At 70.3% G+C, this 18,037-nt stretch carries 15 protein-coding genes; 5 read left to right on the forward strand and 10 right to left on the reverse strand.

What is annotated here, in order from left to right; genetic code table 11:
* Window positions 1-61: 61 nt before the first annotated feature.
* Both metE and QU603_RS10570 read right to left on the reverse strand, forming a co-directional pair.
* Window positions 62-2,395, reverse strand: coding sequence for a 5-methyltetrahydropteroyltriglutamate--homocysteine S-methyltransferase (gene metE, locus QU603_RS10565; RefSeq protein WP_308491348.1), 2,334 nt, complete (start codon window positions 2,393-2,395; stop codon window positions 62-64).
* Window positions 2,392-3,390 (reverse strand): methylenetetrahydrofolate reductase, encoded by a 999-nt coding sequence (locus QU603_RS10570; protein ID WP_308491349.1) that lies wholly within the window; start codon window positions 3,388-3,390, stop codon window positions 2,392-2,394. The genes metE and QU603_RS10570 overlap by 4 nt, the downstream gene beginning before the upstream one ends.
* A gap of 267 nt (window positions 3,391-3,657) precedes the next feature.
* Between QU603_RS10570 and QU603_RS10575 the strand changes: the two genes are divergently transcribed.
* Entirely contained in the window at window positions 3,658-5,553 is a 1,896-nt protein-coding gene (locus QU603_RS10575) for a prolyl oligopeptidase family serine peptidase (RefSeq protein ID WP_308491350.1), read from the forward strand.
* 3 nt (window positions 5,554-5,556) lie between these two features.
* Here QU603_RS10575 and hflX read toward each other — a convergent pair whose 3' ends face one another.
* Window positions 5,557-7,071 (reverse strand): GTPase HflX, encoded by a 1,515-nt coding sequence (gene hflX, locus QU603_RS10580; protein ID WP_308491351.1) that lies wholly within the window; start codon window positions 7,069-7,071, stop codon window positions 5,557-5,559.
* Window positions 7,072-7,125: 54 nt separating this feature from the next.
* On the opposite strand from hflX, the gene QU603_RS10585 reads away from it, so the two are divergent.
* The 3 genes from QU603_RS10585 (at window position 7,126) to QU603_RS10595 (ending at window position 9,086) form a co-directional block, all read left to right on the forward strand.
* A complete protein-coding gene (locus QU603_RS10585) occupies window positions 7,126-7,767 on the forward strand; it encodes a class I SAM-dependent methyltransferase (protein ID WP_308491352.1) in 642 nt (213 codons plus the stop codon).
* Window positions 7,768-7,861: 94 nt separating this feature from the next.
* Window positions 7,862-8,482, forward strand: coding sequence for a ClpP family protease (locus QU603_RS10590; protein ID WP_308491353.1), 621 nt, complete (start codon window positions 7,862-7,864; stop codon window positions 8,480-8,482).
* Window position 8,483: 1 nt separating this feature from the next.
* Window positions 8,484-9,086, forward strand: coding sequence for a ClpP family protease (locus tag QU603_RS10595; RefSeq protein ID WP_308491354.1), 603 nt, complete (start codon window positions 8,484-8,486; stop codon window positions 9,084-9,086).
* 6 nt (window positions 9,087-9,092) lie between these two features.
* Here QU603_RS10595 and QU603_RS10600 read toward each other — a convergent pair whose 3' ends face one another.
* Both QU603_RS10600 and dapF read right to left on the reverse strand, forming a co-directional pair.
* Entirely contained in the window at window positions 9,093-9,455 is a 363-nt protein-coding gene (locus QU603_RS10600; RefSeq protein WP_308491355.1) for a helix-turn-helix domain-containing protein, read from the reverse strand.
* Between the two features lie 64 nt (window positions 9,456-9,519).
* Window positions 9,520-10,383 carry a diaminopimelate epimerase gene (gene dapF, locus QU603_RS10605; protein WP_308491356.1) on the reverse strand — a complete coding sequence of 288 codons (864 nt, stop codon included), beginning with the start codon at window positions 10,381-10,383 and terminating at the stop codon, window positions 9,520-9,522.
* A gap of 149 nt (window positions 10,384-10,532) precedes the next feature.
* Here dapF and secA2 point away from each other — a divergent pair, with 149 nt between their 5' ends.
* Window positions 10,533-12,854, forward strand: a complete 2,322-nt coding sequence (gene secA2, locus QU603_RS10610) for an accessory Sec system translocase SecA2 (RefSeq protein WP_308491357.1) — start codon at window positions 10,533-10,535, stop codon at window positions 12,852-12,854.
* Here the strand turns inward: secA2 and QU603_RS10615 are convergent.
* From QU603_RS10615 to recA, 5 genes are all read right to left on the reverse strand, one after another.
* Complete coding sequence (locus QU603_RS10615) at window positions 12,831-13,391, reverse strand: dihydrofolate reductase family protein (protein WP_308491358.1); 561 nt, start codon at window positions 13,389-13,391, stop codon at window positions 12,831-12,833. The two genes, secA2 and QU603_RS10615, sit on opposite strands and share 24 nt — an antisense overlap.
* A 118-nt stretch (window positions 13,392-13,509) precedes the next feature.
* Window positions 13,510-14,442 (reverse strand): tRNA (adenosine(37)-N6)-dimethylallyltransferase MiaA, encoded by a 933-nt coding sequence (gene miaA, locus QU603_RS10620; RefSeq protein WP_308491359.1) that lies wholly within the window; start codon window positions 14,440-14,442, stop codon window positions 13,510-13,512.
* Entirely contained in the window at window positions 14,439-15,992 is a 1,554-nt protein-coding gene (gene miaB, locus QU603_RS10625; protein WP_308491360.1) for a tRNA (N6-isopentenyl adenosine(37)-C2)-methylthiotransferase MiaB, read from the reverse strand. The genes miaA and miaB overlap by 4 nt, the downstream gene beginning before the upstream one ends.
* A gap of 62 nt (window positions 15,993-16,054) precedes the next feature.
* A complete protein-coding gene (locus QU603_RS10630) occupies window positions 16,055-16,783 on the reverse strand; it encodes a regulatory protein RecX (RefSeq protein WP_308491361.1) in 729 nt (242 codons plus the stop codon).
* Between the two features lie 2 nt (window positions 16,784-16,785).
* Window positions 16,786-17,847: a recombinase RecA gene (gene recA / locus QU603_RS10635; protein WP_308491362.1), complete on the reverse strand. Its 1,062-nt coding sequence runs from the start codon at window positions 17,845-17,847 to the stop codon at window positions 16,786-16,788.
* Between the last annotated feature and the right edge of the window lie 190 nt (window positions 17,848-18,037).

Consider the following 18,037-nt stretch of genomic DNA (forward strand, 5'->3'; position numbering starts at 1 on the left):
TCCGACAGAGGCCCGACCGGTGTCGACCGGTCGGGCCTCTGTCAGTGTGACGGGGTCTGCCTCAGATCACCGTCAGCGCCTCGTGGGCGGCGCGCACCCGCTGCGTCGCCTCGACGAGGTTGCGCAGTGACGAGACCGTCTCGGGGTAGGCGCGGGTCTTCAGCCCGCAGTCGGGGTTGGCCCAGAGCTGTCGCAGTGGCAGGTCGGCGGCGGCCTGCGCGAGCAGTCGCGCCATCTCGTCGACCGACGGCACGCGCGGGGAGTGGATGTCGTAGACGCCCGGGCCGATGCCGTGGGCGAATCCCGACGAGGCGATGTCGGCGACCACCTCACCGCGACTGCGGGCTGCCTCGATCGAGGTGACGTCGGCATCCAGCCCGGCGATCGCGTCGATCACGACGGCGAACTCGGAGTAGCACAGGTGCGTGTGCACCTGCGTGGCCACGCCCGCGCCGCCGGTGGCCAACCGGAACGATCCGACCGACCAGTCGAGATACGACGACTGGTCGGCGTGCTTGAGCGGCAGCAGTTCGCGCAGCGCCGGCTCGTCGACCTGCACGATGCCGATGCCCGCCGCCTCGAGATCGGCGATCTCATCGCGCAGCGCGAGCGCCACCTGGTTCGCCGTCTCGGCCAGCGGCTGGTCGTCGCGCACGAACGACCACGCGAGGATCGTGACCGGACCGGTCAGCATCCCCTTCACAGGCTTGTCGGTCAGCGACTGGGCGAACTGCGACCAGGCCACCGTGATGGGAGCCGGTCGCGACACGTCGCCCCACAGGATCGACGGTCGCGTCGCACGCGATCCGTACGACTGCACCCAGCCATTGCGGGTGACCGCGAACCCGTCCAGGTACTCGGCGAAGTACTGCACCATGTCGTTGCGCTCGGGTTCGCCGTGCACGAGCACGTCCAGTCCGAGCTCTTCCTGCAGCCCGATCACCGTCGTGATCTCCAGGCGCAGCACGTCTTCATAGTCCGACGTGCTCAGCTCGCCCCGGTCGTGCGCGGCGCGGGCACGGCGGATCTCCGCAGTCTGCGGGAATGAGCCGATCGTGGTGGTGGGCAGCAGCGGCAGCGCGAGCGCGGCATCCTGCGCGGCCGCACGCTGGGCATAGTCCGCGCGGGTGAACGCGCCCGGCGTCAGCGCCGCCTGGCGCTCGCGCACGGCGTCGTCGCGCACTCCCGGCGCACGCCGGCGGTCGGCCAGAGCGGTGGATGCCGCGGCCACCTCGTCGTCGATCGCGTCGCGCCCGTGCACCAGGCCGGTGGCCAGCGTCGCGATCTGCCCGACCTTCTGGTCGGCGAAGGCGAGCCACGACGCGAGCCTCGGGTCGAGGTCGGGCTCGTCGCCCACGTCGTGCGGCACGTGCTGCAGCGAGGTGGTCGTGCCGACGGCGACACCGCGCGCCGGCAGCTGCCGCAGTCGCTCCAGCTTCAGCCACGCCGCCTCCAGGTCGCCGCGCCAGATGTTGCGCCCGTCGATGACGCCACCCACCAGCACTTTGTCGGCAAGGCCGGGAACCGCCACCGGAACCTCGCCGCGCACCAGGTCCAGCGCGATGGCCTCGATCGGTGCGGCAGCCAGCGCCGCCCACGCCGGGAACGACAGCTGCGCATAGCCGGCCGCCACCACGATCTGCGGGCGATCACCCGCCCCGCCCAGCACCGTGTAGGCACGCTCGGCTGCCGCCGCCAGCTCCGCGGCTCCCACCGGCAGGCTCTCACTGACCAGCGCCGGCTCGTCCAGCTGCACCCAGTCGGCCCCGGCGGCGCGCAGCGCCGACAGCAGCCGCACATACACCGGCAGCACGTCATCGAGCCGCGACAGCGGCGAGAAGCCCTCGGGCGCGGCATCCGACGCCTTCGACAGGGCCAGCAGCGTCACCGGGCCGACGAGGACCGGACGGCTGGTCACACCGTCCGCACGCGCTTCGGCCACCTCGCGCGCCAGCCGGTCGCTCGAGAGGGCGAACAGCGTCTCGGGGCCGATTTCGGGCACCAGGTAGTGGTAGTTCGTGTCGAACCACTTCGTCATCTCCAGCGGCGCCTTCGCGCCCTGGCCGCGGGCGGCGGTGAAGTACGCGCGCAGCCCGATCGTCCCGTCCGCCTCGCGCAGCTGTGCGAACCGCTCGGGAAGGGCTCCGACGGCGGTCGCGGCATCCAGCACCTGGTCATAGAACGAGAACGATTCGGGGATCGACGAATCGTCTGCGCCGAGGCCCAGCTCGCGCAGGCGGGTGCGGGTGGTTCGGCGAAGCTCGGCCGCGATGCGCTCGAGTTCGTCGGCGTCGATGCGGCCGGCCCAGTGCGCTTCGAGGGCGCGCTTGAGCTCGCGGTGGCGGCCGATGCGGGGGTAGCCGAGAATGGTCCCGGCGGGGAATGCGGTGGTCATCGTGCGATCTCCTTGTCGGTGGTGGTGCGGTCGGTGGTGGTGCGATCGGTGGTGGTGAGGATGCCGGCCTCGCGCAGGACCGCGAGAACCGTGTCGTGGCTGTTGAACGCGTACAGGTGCACGCCGGGAGCGCCGGCGGCGACCACGTCGGCGGCCAGTCGCGCGGCGTAGCCGATGCCGAACGCGCGCTGGGCCTCGGCATCGGGCTCGATCTGCAGCGCGATCTCGAGCTCGGCCGGCACCTGCTCGCCGGTGAGCTCGAGCACCCGATGCAGGCGCGCGGGTGAAGTGATCGGCATGATGCCGGGCAGGATCGGGATCACCACCCCGGCCGTGCGGCAGCGGTCGAGGAAGCCGAGGTAGTCGTCCGCGTGGAAGAACAGCTGCGTGATCGCGAACGTCGCCCCGGCTGCCTGCTTGGCCAGCAGCGCGTCGATGTGCTGGCGCGCATGGCGTGAACGCGGGTGCCCGTTCGGGAAGGCCGCCACGGCGATCTCGACGCCTTCGCGGCGGTCCACGCGCGCAGCCCCGGGCAGTCCCGGAATGCCCGACTCGACGTACGGTGTCCGCTCGGCCTGCACCCGGTCGATCAGCTGCACGAGCTGGGCCGCGCTCTCGAGGTCGCCGAGGAACACGTCGTCCTCGTCGAGGCCCGAGGGCGGGTCGCCCCGCAGGGCGAGGAAGCTGCCGATGCCGGCGTCGAGGAACTCGCGGATCAGGGCCGCCGCCCCGGCGTAGGTGTTGCCTACGCAGGTCAGGTGGGCCAGGGGCTCCACGGGCGTGTGCTCGCGGATGCGCCGGAGCACCTCGAGCGAGCGCCCGCCGGTGGATCCGCCCGCGCCGTAGGTGACCGAGATGAACCCGGGGCCGGCCTCGGCCAGACGCTGGATCGTCTCCTCCAGCGCCGCGGCGGCGCCCGGGGTTCGCGGCGGGTACAGCTCGAACGAGAACGGCACACGTGCCGGGGCACGCAGCAGGTCGTCGGCGAGGGGCATGACGGGTTCTCCAGATCGGGGGCAAGAACGATGGCCTGGCGGCCGCGGTCCGCGCATGGTCGTGCGCGGATGGATCGCGGGCGGGTGCCGGGCTCGGCTGTCGCTCCTGCCCGGGAGCTCCCGGGCGACGATGGGTCCACGGTAGGCGCACGAGGGCCCGCCGGCACCCGCTGTGACGTACTGTTGCGAGGTCCCTCTGTGGCGAGGTCTATCGGCATAGGCATCCCGATCACCGCCGTTTTCGGTGTCTGCGGCTAGCGTGGGTGGATGCCGCAAACTCTCTCTTACGGAACCTGGCCCTCGCCTGTCACGGCCGCTCTGGCCGCCTCATCCGCCCCGCGTCTGGAGGGCGCCCGCTTCGTCGACGGCGACATCTGGTGGGGCGAGTCCGTGCCGTCCGAGGGCGGCCGCATGACGGTGCGCTCACGCCGGGGCGGCGTGCTGCTGCCCGCACCATGGTCGATCGCCTCACGCGTGCACGAGTACGGCGGCGGCGCATGGACGGCGTCGCCGGACGGACGCCTGTTCTTCGTCGAGAAGGGCGACCAGTGCGTGTGGGAGCTGGTCACAGGCGGGCTACCGCGCCGGCTCACGCCGGCCGATGCCGGCCAGCGCTACGGCGGCCTGGACTGGCAGAACGGGCGGCTGCTCGCCGTCCGCGAGACGCACACCGGGCAGCGCACCCCCGAGCGCGACATCGTCGAGATCGTGCCCACCGACCCACCCGCGGTGGTCTCGCTCGCACGCGGCACCGACTTCGTCGCCCATCCGGCGCTCTCGGCCGACGGCACACGACTGGCGTGGATCGGCTGGAACCACCCGAACATGCCGTGGGACCACACGCGTCTGTTCGTGCGGCGCGGCCACGACGGGTCCGACCCGACGGTGATCGCCGGCGGCGAGACCGCCCCGCTGCAGCCGATCTGGATCGGCGACGACGAGCTGCTCTACGCCGACGACGCCACCGGGCGATGGAACCTGCAGCGCGTGCGGGTGGACGCGGCCCTCGAACCCGTGGCTGTCGCCCCCTCAGACGCCGACACGGGCGGTCCCGTCTGGGTGCTGGGCACGCGGTGGTTCCGCCCGCTGGCCGACGGGCGCATCGTCGCGGTACGCACGAACGGGGCAGACCAGGTGGTGATCATCGATCCCGCCGACGGCACTGTCCGCACTCTCCCCCTCGATGCCACCGCGAACGTCTCGATCACCGACGTGTCGGGGACGCGCGTGCTGCTGACCGCCGCCGGAGTGACCGGCCCATCGGCAGTCTGGCTCCTCGACGTCGACGACCCGACGAGCGCCGAACGGGTGACCGACGGGTCTGTGCCCTGGGCAGCAGAGTGGATGCCGCAGCCTCGCGCCGTCACCTTCGACGGCCCGCACGGACCCGTGCACGCGTTCGACTACCCGCCCCGCAACCCCGACGCCACCGCGCCGACCGGTGAGCTGCCGCCGTATCTCGTGACGGTGCACGGCGGCCCGACCTCGCACACCGCGCCTGCCGCGTCGGCCCGCACCGCGCTTCTGACCAGCCGCGGCATCGGCGTGCTCGATGTCAATTACGGCGGATCGACCGGGTACGGCCGGGAGTACCGCGAGCGGCTGCGCGGGCAGTGGGGCGTCGTCGACGTCGACGACGTGGCCGCAGCGGCTGCCGGCCTTGCCGCCGCAGGCCTTGCCGATCCTGCACGACTTGCCATCGCGGGCGGCTCGGCCGGAGGCTGGACGGTGCTGGCGGCGTTGACGAACACCGATGTGTTCGCCGCGGGCATCTCCCGCTACGGCGTCGGCGATGCGCGGGCTCTGGCCGCCGACACCCACGACTTCGAGTCACGCTACCTCGACGGGCTGATCGGGCCTCTGCCAGAGGCCGAGGCCGTGTACCTCGAGCGCTCGCCGCTGTCACATCCCGAGCGGTTCCGCGTGCCGGTGCTGCTGCTGCAAGGCGCCGACGACCCGATCGTCCCGCCCGCGCAGGCCGAGGCGATCCGTGACGCGCTCATCGCGCGCGGTGTGCGGTATGCGTACGTGCTCTATCCCGGCGAGGCGCACGGGTTCCGCGGCACCGACACGGTGATCGACTCCCTGCAGAAGGAGCTCGCGTTCTTGGGAGCGGTCTTCGACTTCACCCCGGCGGGAGTGCCGCCGCTGGCGCTGTCGTAGGCCTCAGCCGACCCGGTACGGTCCGAGCTGTGACGCCAGGTGCTCGCCGACGTGCACGTGCAGCAGCGTGCCACCGGGCTCGTGGCTCTGCGACACGATGATCCCCGATTCGTGCGCGGCGGCCACCAGGTCGCCGCGGTCGTAAGGGACGAGGGCCGTGATCTCCACCGCCGGCAGGGGCAGCGTCTGCTCGATGCGCTCGCGCAGCACGTCCACCCCCTCGCCGGTGCGGCTGGAGACGAACATCGCATCCGGCTCGAGTCCGCGCAGCACGAGACGTGTGTCGTCCGAGACGAGGTCCGCCTTGTTGAACACGACGATCTCGGGGATGTCCCGCCCGCCCACGTCGCCGATGACATCGCGCACCGTCGCCAGCTGTGCGGCCGGATCGGGGTGCGCAGCGTCCACGACGTGCACGATCACGTCGGCATCGGCGACCTCTTCGAGGGTCGAACGGAACGCCTCGACCAGCTGGTGCGGCAGATTGCGCACGAACCCGACGGTGTCGGTCAGGGTGTAGACGCGACCGTCTGCCGCCTCGGACCGGCGGACGGTGGCATCCAGCGTCGCGAACAGCGCGTTCTCGACCAGCACACCGGCGCTGGTCAGACGGTTCAGCAGGCTGGACTTGCCCGCGTTCGTGTACCCGGCGATGGCCACCGACGGCACCGTGTGCCGTTTGCGCTCGGCGCGCTTGGCCTCTCGGGCCGGCCCGAAGTCCTTGATCTGGCGGCGCAGCAGCGCCATCCGCGTACGGATGCGACGACGGTCCAGCTCGATCTTGGTCTCACCGGGTCCGCGCGAGCCCATTCCCGCACCGCCGGCGCCGACCTGGCCACCGGCCTGACGGCTCATCGAATCACCCCAGCCACGCAGGCGCGGCAGCAGGTATTCCAGCTGCGCGAGCTCGACCTGCGCCTTGCCCTCACGGCTCTTGGCGTGCTGGCTGAAGATGTCCAGGATGACGGTGGTCCGGTCGATGACCTTGACCTTCACGACATCTTCCAGCGCACGCCGCTGGCTCGGGGCCAGCTCGGTGTCGGCGATCACGGTATCGGCGCCCAGGGCCGCCACCGCATCGCGCAGCTCCTGCGCCTTGCCGCGACCGACGTAGGTCGCGGGGTCCGGATGCGGGCGCCGCTGCAGCAGACCGTCGAGAACGACGGCTCCCGCCGTCTCGGCGAGCGCGGCCAGCTCACGCAGCGAATTCTCCGCGTCTTCGGTGGCGCCCTGCGGGTGCACGCCGACCAGGATCACGTTCTCCAGACGCAGCTGGCGGTACTCGACCTCGGTGACGTCTTCGAGCTCGGTCGACAGCCCCTGCACACGGCGCAGCGCCGCGCGCTCCTCACGATCCCACTGCTCTCCGTTGAAAGCCGTGTCGGAGCCGTCGCCGGCCGCGGTCGCGGCATCCTGCAGCGCTTGCGCCGCGCCGAACACCCTCACGCCCGAGTGCGCGTCAGCGTGCGCGAGCACCCGGTCCACCGGGTCGACGGGCTCGGAACGGGTCTCATCCATTTGTAAAACTCTAGCCTGGGGCACACGCCCCTCCTTCCGCTACTCTGAAGCATCATGGGCAGTGACCACTACTTCAGCGCGTCTCCTGCCAGCGCCGAGAACCTCCGTCAGATCTCCGCCCACTTGGCGGGGCGCGACGTCCAGGTCACGACCGCCGGCGGAGTGTTCAGTCCGGATCGAGTGGATGCCGGAACCCAAGTGCTCCTGGCGAACACCCCTCCGCCTCCTCCGGGCGGCGACATCCTCGATCTGGGTTGCGGCTGGGGTCCTGTCTCTCTGTCGGTGGCCATGGACTCGCCGCACGCCACCGTGTGGGCAGTGGACGTGAACGAACGCGCCCTCGATCTCGTGCGCCGCAATGCCGAACGTCTCGGCCTTGCCAACATCAACGCCGTCACACCCGACGATGTTCCCGCAGACGTCGTGTTCCGCGGCATCCGGTCCAATCCCCCGATCCGGGTCGGCAAGAGCGTGCTGCACGACATGCTGCTGCGGTGGATCCCGCGTCTGGACGAGCGCGGCGACGGCTGGTTCGTCGTGCAGCGCAACCTGGGCTCGGACTCACTGCAGCGGTGGCTGGCGGCCACTCTCGACGAGTCTTTCAGCGTGCATCGTGCCGCCACGGCGCGCGGCTACCGGGTGCTCAAAGTGCGTCGGCACGGCACACCGGCCACCGAATCGATCACGCTGCCCTGACGAGCCGGCTCTGCGACCTGGTGCTCTGCCGTGGGCCGATCTGCCTGCAGCGGATCCGAGTGCACGTCCGGCCGGGATCGCACAGGCTGAGGGCATGAGCGAAGACACCCCGCGCCACCTGTTCGACACCGAGACCCGCCGTTCGCTGTACGCCCGACGCGTGCTGGTGCTGGACGGCCCGCTCGACGACGACAACGGCGTGCTGCTGATGACACAGCTGCTGGCTCTGGCCGCCGAAGACGACCGAGCCGACATCACCCTGTGGATACACTCTCCCGGCGGCTCGGTGCCGGCGATGCTGGCGATCCGCGACCTCATGCGCACGGTGCCCTGCGACGTGGCTACGGTGGCGTTCGGGCTGGCCTGCAGCGCCGGCCAGTTCCTGCTCTCGGCCGGCACGCCGGGAAAGCGCCGCGCGCTGCCGCACAGCCGCATCCTGCTGCACCAGGGCTCGTCCGGCATCGGCGGCACGGCCGTGGACGTCGAGCTGCAGGCCGCCGACCTGCGTGAGACCCGTGACACGGTGCTCGGGCTCATCGCCCACGACACCGGGCAGCCGTTGGACCGCGTGTTCGAAGACTCGCTGCACGATCGCTGGTTCAGCGCCGACGAGGCTCTGGCCTACGGGTTCATCGATGAGATCACCACCTCGTTCCCCGACATCCTCCCCCACGTCGCCCGCCGCGCCGTGGGCCTTGCCACCGAGGCGGCCTGACATGGCGCAGTTTCTGATCCCCAACGTGATCGCCGAATCCCCCCGCGGAGACCGCGTGATGGACGTCTATTCGCAGCTGCTGACCGAAAGGGTGATCTACCTGGGCACCCCGCTGGATGCCGATGTGGCCAACTCGCTCGTCGCGCAGCTGCTGCACCTGGACGCCCAGGGCGGCGACCGTGACATCCAGCTGTACATCAACTGCGCGGGCGGTGACCCGAGCGCGATGCTCGCGGTCTACGACACGATGCGCTTCGTGCGCAGCGACATCGCGACCTTCTGCATCGGTGAAGCCGTCGCCGTGGGCGCCGTGCTGCTGGCGGCCGGCACTCCGGGAAAGCGGGCGGCCCTCCCGCACGCGCGGGTGATCCTGCACCAGCCGGCCGCACAGGCCCGAGGCGCCGTGCCCGACCTGATCCTGCAGGCCGACGAGGTCGTGCGGGTGCGCGGAGAGATCGAACGGATCCTCACCACCCACACGGGTCAGAGCATCCAGCGGCTGCGGGCCGACACCGACCACGATCTCGTGCTGACCGCCGACGGCGCCCGCGACTACGGCATCGTCGACCAGGTGATCTCGCAGCGGGCTCCTTCGGCTGCGTGATATGCCTCAGGCGGCCAGGGCGTACGCGGCCCGCAGGACCGCCCGTTGCGGCGAGGCAACCCGGTCGGGGGCCGTCGCCACGCGTTCGGCGACGCCGAGCGTCAGGTCGAGCAGGGTCAGGCCGAGCGCCCCGGCCACCGCCGCGAGCATCTCGCTCGAGGGCTCCTTGCGTCCGCGTTCGATCTCGGACAGATACTGCGGCGAGATGCCGGCACGCCGCGACGTGTCGGCGAGTGTCTCGTCGCGCTCCGTGCGCCGCGCGCGCAGCACGTCGCCGACGAGTTCGCGCCACAGTGGTTCGGGCGCCGGCGGCGTGCCGTGGTCGGTCTGACACGAACGGAGATCCGGTGGTGCGGCGGCTTCGGTCATGGCCACATGCTAGGCGCGCACGGCCGCGCACCGCACGATTCTCTGCTGAGAGCGGAAAGATGCGTCAGGCGAGGGTGATGGTCCCCGAATAGGCCAACGCGGCCGGCCCTGACAGAAAGACGTGACCGTCATCCACGCGCACGCCCAGGCGCCCGCCGGGCACATCGACGATCCAGCGATCGGGGGCGGCGCTGCCCGCCCACGCCCGCACCGCGAGAGCGGCCGCCGCAACCCCGGTGCCGCAGCTGAGCGTCTCGCCCACTCCGCGCTCGAACACCCGCATCCTGATCGCACCGACGCCGTCGGTGACCAGGGGGTCGGCGGGCACGACGAACTCGACGTTGGCACCGGCGGTCGGACGCGGGTCGAGGACCGGTGCGACGTGCAGATCGAGCCCGTTCAGTTCGGCCACGGATGAGACGGCCACCACGACGTGCGGGTTGCCGACGTCCACGCCCTGGCCGGGACGGGCGACATCCAGCCCGCGTGCACGCACGAGCACGTCATCGTCCTCGACACGGAAAGGTCCGAGATCGACCTCGTAGCCGAGGTCGCTGCGGGTCATGCGCAGCACGCCGTTGCGCGTGCCGATGCCGATCGCGCCGTCGGCATCCAGCTGTGCGAGCCCGGTCTTGAGCAGATAGTGCAGATACACGCGGATGCCGTTGCCGCACATCTCGGCGGCAGAGCCGTCCGCGTTGCGGTAATCCATGAACCACTGCGCACCGGCGGCTGCGGCATCCTGTCCTTCATCGATGGCGCGAGAGCGCACGACGCGCAGCAGCCCGTCGCCGCCGACGCCGAAGTGGCGGTCGCACAGCGCGGCCACCTGATCGTCGGTGAGGGCAAGGGCGCCGTCCGCGTCGGCCACGACCACGAAGTCGTTGCCGGTGCCGTGGCCCTTGGTGAACGCGAGTGAGGTAGGCATCCCCTTCATCCTAGGGTTGCACGCCCGCACTCAGACATCGGCGAGCGTACGCTCGATGTCACGCTGCGGACGGTGATCGATATCCTCCGATTCTGCCGGCGACGCCGCCCATGGCCCGAATCGGCGTCGCCGCGTGTTTGGATGAAGTCGTGAAAGGGTGGTTCGATCGTGCGATCGGCGCTCCCGGAACCGTCTCATTCGACCGGTTCCAGGCCGCGGTGGACGACGCGCGCACCCTCGAGCCCTGGGCGCGGGCGCTTTCCGACGCCGAGCTGCGGCCCGCCGCCCGCGCTGCGGTTCTGCACGGCGATCAGGCCAGCGGGCGCACAGCGGGCGCGGGACTTCTGGCCGTACTGCGCACCGCCGCCGAACGCACGCTCGGACAGCGTCCGTTCGACCAGCAGATGCTCGCCTGCTGCGCCCTGATCAGCGGACATGCCATCGAGCTGGACACCGGCGAAGGCAAGACGCTGGTGGGCGCCATGGCCGCGGCGGCCTACGCCCTGGCCGGCCGCCGCGTGCATGTGCTGACGGTCAACGACTACCTCGCCCGGCGCGACGCGGAATGGATGCGGCCGCTGTATGCCGCCCTCGGCATGAGTTCGGGATGCGTCGGTCAGGACACTCCGCACGGTGAGCGTCGGCAGCTGTACCGCGCCGACATCGTGCACGCTCCGGTCAGCGAGATCGGCTACGACGTGCTGCGCGATCGTTTCGTCACGACCGCCGGTGCGCGCGTCGCCCCTGCGCAGGACGTGGCCATCGTCGACGAGGCCGACGCCGTCATGATCGATGAGGCGATGTCGCCGCTCGTCCTGGCGGGCACGGCGCCGGCGGCCACCGGGAACGTGGCCCTGGCCGACCAGCTGGTGCAGACGCTGCGCGCCGGCGAGCACTACACGGTCGACGACGATCACGCCACCGTGTCGCTGACCGATGCCGGCATCGACGCGCTGGAGTGGCGCCTGGGCGGGGTGAACCTCTATGACGCGGCGCAGGCAGAGACTCTCACCCGCATCAATCTCGCCCTGCACGCACACGTGCTGATCGTGCGCGACGTGGACTATCTGGTGCAGGACGGCGAGGTCATCCTGATCAGCGCCGCGCGGGGGCGTGTGGCCGAACACCAGCGGTGGCCCGACGGTCTGCATGCCGCGATCGAGCAGAAGGAACATCTGGCGCTGTCCTCGCCGGGCATGGTGCTCGACAACCTCACGGTGCAGGACCTGCTGCGCGGCTACGCCACGGTGGTGGGGATGAGCGGAACCGTGCTGCCGGTCGCCGAGGAGCTCTCGGAGTTCTACGGACTGTCCTCCGGTCGCGTCCCCCGACGACTGCCGAACCGGCGCGTCGATCTGCCGCAGCGCGTGTTCCTCGACGACGAGAGCCGTACGCAGGCTCTGGTCGCTGAGGTACAGGAGCGCCATCGCACCGGTCAGCCGATCCTGGTCGGCACGCAGAGCGTCGCCGAGTCGGAGCGGGTGGCCGCACGTCTGACCGGCATCGGGCTGGAGGTGGACGTGCTCAACGCCCGCAATGACGCGGCCGAGGCATCTGTCATCTCCGCGGCGGGTGAGTTCGGATCGATCACGATCTCCACGCAGATGTCTGGACGCGGCACCGACATCCGCCTCGGCGGCGCCGATGAGCGCGACCACGACCGGGTGGCCCGAGCCGGAGGTCTGGCCGTGCTGCAAGTCGGCCGCTACCCCTCGCAGCGCCTGGATGCTCAGCTGCGGGGCCGCTCGGGTCGGCAGGGAGATCCGGGGGTCGCCGTGACGTTCACGAGCCTCGACGACGAACTCGTGCTCACGCACGCGCCGGCGTACCTGATGACCAAGGCGACGCGCCAGGACGGCGCGGCCGACACTCACGCGCTGGGCGCCGTCGTCGACGCGGCGCAGCGGATCGCCGAAGGTGCGCGACGCGACCGCCACCGCGACACCTGGGACTTCTCCCGCGCCATCGCCCGGCAGCGGCACACGGTGCTGGCCGAGCGTGACGAGGTGATGCGCGGCGAGCACGTGCGCGAGCAGCTGGGCAGCCGCATCCCGACCCAGCTGAAAGCCTTGACCGCCGCGACCTCCGTGCAGACCGTCGACGACGCGGCCCGCGAGGTCATCCTGTGGTGCCTGGACGATGCGTGGAGCGACCACCTGGCCCAGCTGGGTGAGATCCGTGACGGCATCCATCTGCAGGCGCTGGCAGGCCTCAGCCCGCGCGACGAGTTCCACCGCATCACCCTGCGCCGATTCGAGGGCTTCTTCGACACGGTCTACGACCGGGCCGCCGGCATCCTGCGCACGATCACCGCCGCACAGCTCACCGCCGGAGGTGCCGCGCTGGGGATGCGCCGACCATCGGCGACGTGGACATACATGGTGCGCGAGAACCCGTTCGGCGGGTCACTGGAGCGCGGTGCGCGCACGGCAGGTCGGTGGTTTCGCTCACGCGTCCTCGGCATCGAATGAGTCGAGCGTGCCGGGGGCGCCCACGACGCCGTACCGGCCGCACAGGAAGTCACGGTTGCGAGCCACCTCGAGCAGCTCCAGTTCCAGCGCAAGCGGCATGAACGGGAAGCCTGCGCCGAGGGTCACCGGCGCGAACTGCACCCAGACCTCATCGAGCAGGCCCGCCACCGCGAACTGTCCGGCGACGTCTCCCCCGCCGACCACCCACAGATCACGGCCACCAGCCGCCTTGGTCATCTGCTTGTGCACGCGGCGCACATCTCCGTACGCGAATCGCACGTCGGCGCCTGCCCGCTGGGGCAGCGTCCGGTGCGTGAGAACCCACGTCGGCTGCGTGTACGCCCACCCCTTGTCATGGGCGAGGACCCACTCGTACGTCGCCGCGCCCATCACGAGCGCGCCGACCGACCGCGCGAAAGCGTTGTAGCCCATCGGCCCGTCAGGATCGACATCCCGCCGCAGCAGCCAATCGAGCCGGTGCTGCGCAGTGGCGATGAATCCGTCAAGACTCGAGGCCGTGTAGAAGACGGTGGTCATACCGACATCATTGCGCACGCCACCGACAACGGCGCACTGCCGCCTTCTCTGCCGGATCGAGGTTCCCGTGTCACCTCGCCCCTTGTGTCTCCCAGCCCGTGTGACGCCCCCTTCCGCCTCAGCGCACCAGGGCCGCGGCGCCCGTTCTCGGCGCCACCCACTCGATGCCCGGGTAGCGCTTGAACCACGACACCTGCCGGCGCGCGTAACGGCGCGTCAGCGCTTGGGTCTCGGCGATCGCCTCGGCCTCGGTCTTCTCACCGCGCAGCTGTGCCAACGCCTGCGCGTAGCCGATCGCCCGGGGCGCCGTCGTGCCGCGCTCCAGGCCCGCCGCGCGCAGCCGCTCGACCTCGTCGAGCAGGCCGCCCTGCCACATGTGCTGGACGCGCGCGTCCAGCCGGGGCACGAGCTCGGCCCGATCGGCGTGCACACCGACGATGCGCGTGTCAGAATGCCACAGCACAGGCTGATCGGGCAATGCCGCGCCATGCGTGGCATGACCCTGGGCGAGCACCTCGAGCGCACGCACGATGCGGCGCCCGTTGCGCGGATCGATCCGTGCCGCCGTGGCGGGGTCCTGCTCGCGCAGGCGGGCGAACAGCACCGCCGCGCCGTGCTGTTCGAGCTCGGCCTCGAGGGCCGCGCGCACCGCATCGTCCCGCGGCGGAAAGCGGAAGTCGTAGAGGACGCTGGACACATACAGCCCCGAGCCGCCGACGAGGATCGCGTCGGCGCCGCGCGCGTGGATCTGTTCGATCGCGGTCCGCGCATCGCCCTGATAGCGAACCACGGCGGCGTCTTCGGTCACCTCGAGCACGTCGAACACGTGGTGCGGGATGCCGCGGCGCTCCGAGTGCGGCAGCTTGGCCGTACCGACGTCCATGCCGCGATACAGCTGCATCGCATCGGCGTTGACGATTTCGGCGGGCGCGCCGGCTGCGGCGAGCGCCTCGGCGAGGTCGAGCGACAGGGCTGTCTTGCCGGTGCCGGTGGCGCCGACGAGCGCCCAGAGCCTGCGGCGGCGCCGTTTCGACTCGCTGCGCTCGCTCAACGACCTGTGGAGCGCAGGCCGATCGACGGCATGCCCAGTGACACCGCACCCCCGGTGGAGCCACCGTGCGAGGGCACACCGCACGTGTCGGCCTGGCCGCGCTCCCACGCATCGCCGGCCTGCGTGCGGCGGATGCGCAGCTGCGCACCGTCGGGTGAATCGGCCAACAGGTGGAACGGCGCCGCGTGCGTGATCTGCACGGTCACCATGTCTCCGGGCCGCGGCAGGTCGGAGCCTGCGGGGGCCTCGAAGTGGACGAGCCGGTTGTCGCGCGCACGCCCGGTGAGCCGGTGGGTCGCGGCATCCTTCTTGCCTTCACCGGTCGAGACGAGCACCTCGACCTCGCGACCTACCTGCTTCTCGTTCTCTTCGAGCGAGATCCGCTCCTGCACGGCGAGCAGGCGATCGTAGCGCTCCTGCACGACCTCCTTCGGCACCTGGTCGGCCATGGTCGCCGCGGGTGTGCCTTCGCGGATCGAGTACTGGAAAGTGAAAGCGCTGGAGAAGCGTGCCTGCTCGACGACCCGCAGGGTGTCTTCGAAGTCCTCGTCGGTCTCACCGGGGAAGCCCACGATGATGTCGGTGGTGATCGAGGCGTCGGGCATTTTCGCGCGCACGCGGTCGAGGATGCCGAGGAAGCGCGCACTGCGGTACGAGCGGCGCATCGCGCGCAGCACGCGATCGCTGCCCGACTGCAGGGGCATGTGCAGCTGCGGCATGACGTTGGGCGTCTCGGCCATCGCGTCGATGACGTCGTCGGTGAACATGGCCGGGTGCGGGCTGGTGAACCGCACGCGCTCGAGCCCCTCGATCGAGCCGGCGGCGCGCAGCAGCTTCGCGAACGCCTGCCGGTCGCCGAACTCGACTCCGTAGGAGTTGACATTCTGGCCGAGCAGTGTGACCTCGACGGCACCGTCATCGACCAGCAGCCGAATCTCGCTGAGGATGTCGCCAGGCCGGCGATCCTTCTCTTTGCCGCGCAGGCTCGGCACGATGCAGAAAGTGCAGGTGTTGTTGCAGCCGACCGAGATCGACACCCACCCGCTGTAGGCGCTCTCGCGCTTGGTCGGCAGCGTCGAGGGGAAGACCTCGAGGGACTCCAGGATCTCGAGCTCGGCCTCGCCGTTGTGGCGCGCGCGCTCGAGCAGACCCGGCAGCGAACCCATGTTGTGCGTGCCGAACACGACATCCACCCACGGCGCCTTGTCGAGCACGGCCTGCTTGTCCATCTGGGCCAGGCAGCCGCCGACGGCGATCTGCATGCCGTCGTGCACGTCTTTCTTGCTCTTGAGGTGCCCGAGCGTGCCGTACAGCTTGCCGGCAGCGTTCTCACGCACCGCGCACGTGTTGATCACGACGACGTCGGGGTCCTGCCCCTCGGTCGCGCGGATGTATCCGGCGCTCTCGAGCGAGCCGGCAAGACGCTCGGAATCGTGCACGTTCATCTGACAGCCGAACGTACGGACTTCGTAAGTGCGCGCGTGCCCGAAGTCATCGAGCGCGGCAGGCGAGGGCGCGATGATCGTCGGGGCTGAAGAGGGCGAAGACATAGTCACAACATTCTACGAGCCGCAGCCGAGGGCCGGGTCATCCGCTCTGTGGGCGACGGCGCTCAGAGCTCGTCGAGCGCCCGACGTGCGGCATCCAGCGCCGCCGATCCGTACCCGCGCCGCGCGAGCTGGCCGACCAACCTGCGCAGAGCGACGTCGCGTTCGAGGCCGTGCATCGACCGCGCCTTCTGCCGTGCGAACTCCAGCGCCCGTTCGGCGTCGTCATCGGGAAGCTCCGCCAGCGCAGCATCGATCACATCCCGTGGGATGCGCCGCTTGGCAAGGCTTTGCGCGATGATCTTGCGCCCCTGTCCCTTGCGTTCCACGGCCGCTGTGACCAACTGCTCGGCCAGCGCACGATCATCGAGGTATCCCCGACGCACGAACACGTGCAGCAGCTTGTCGACGTCGTGTGCTTCGAGATCGCGCTCGGCGACCACCGTGCGGGCCTCCGAGACCGACAGCTGCCGCGTACGGAGCTTGCGCAGCAGGTCGCGCTCGGCGACGTCGAGCTCAGCCCGCAGGCTCTCATCGATCTCGCCGCCGACGTCGTCCGCGGCGTCTTCTTCGTCATCCCAGACGGAGTGCCACGTCGCGGACGGCGGGGGCGTCGTCTCGTCTCGCGGCGCTTGCGCTACGACCGGAAGCTGTGCTTGCGCTACGACCGGAACCGTCGTCCGCTCCTCGGCCGGATTCGGTGCGCGATCGGCTGCCGGAGGCTCGGACCGACCGCCGAAGAGCGGGATCACGGGGGCAAGCCGCTCACGGCCGCCCCCGTTCTCGTCGGCCATGATCAGGCAGAGACCTTCTGCGGCACCGCGTCGTCAGCACCCTCGGCGACCGCTTCGACGGCCTTCGGCACGCCGATGCCGAGCTTCACCTTGATCTTCGACTCGATGTCGTCCGCGACGTCCGGGTGCTTGAGCAGGAAGTTGCGGGCGTTCTCTTTGCCCTGCCCGAGCTGCTCGCCGTCGTACGTGTACCACGCACCCGACTTCTTGACGATCGCGTGCTCGACGCCGAAGTCGATGAGGCTGCCCTCACGCGAGATGCCGATGCCGTACAGAATGTCGAATTCCGCCTGCTTGAACGGCGGCGCCATCTTGTTCTTGACGACCTTGACGCGGGTCCGGTTGCCGACCGCGTCCGATCCGTCCTTGAGCGTCTCGATGCGACGGATGTCCAGACGCACGGACGCATAGAACTTCAGCGCCTTTCCACCGGCGGTGGTCTCGGGCGAGCCGAAGAAGACGCCGATCTTCTCACGCAGCTGGTTGATGAAGATCGCGGTCGTCTTGGTCTGGTTCAGACCACCGGTGAGCTTGCGCAGCGCCTGCGACATGAGTCGTGCCTGCAGACCGACGTGCGAGTCGCCCATCTCGCCTTCGATCTCGGCACGCGGCACGAGGGCGGCCACCGAGTCGATCACGACGAGGTCGATCGCCCCCGAGCGGATCAGCATGTCGGCGATCTCGAGCGCCTGCTCACCTGTGTCGGGCTGCGACACGAGCAGCTGATCGATGTCGACCCCCAGCTTCTTCGCGTAGTCGGGGTCCAGCGCGTGCTCGGCGTCGATGAACGCAGCGATGCCGCCTGCGCTCTGGACGTTCGCGATCGCATGCAGCGTCAGCGTCGTCTTGCCCGAGGACTCCGGGCCGTAGATCTCGATGATGCGGCCGCGCGGAAGGCCACCGACGCCGAGGGCGACGTCGAGGGCGATCGAGCCGGTGGGGATGACCTCGACCGGAGCACGCTCGTCACTGCCGAGGCGCATCACCGAGCCCTTTCCGAATTGCCGGTCAATCTGAGCGAGAGCCGATTCGAGGGCTTTCTCGCGGTCAGCGGGAGAGGGCATGACGTGCTCCTTACACAATCGGTGTCCGTCGCCTGTAGGCTGTCACGCTCTGTCCGTCTGGACGGATGCTGCGACAAGGCGGAGGTGTCGTTCGACGCTGTTCACAGTACGAGCGGGCTCCGACATCCTCTGCCGTTCACCGTCGCATCCGTGGACAATCGCCTTCACGAACCTGCTGTGCAGGAGCCTA

Origin of the sequence: Microbacterium terrisoli (assembly GCF_030866805.1) — a bacterium.
GTDB lineage: Bacteria > Actinomycetota > Actinomycetes > Actinomycetales > Microbacteriaceae > Microbacterium > Microbacterium terrisoli.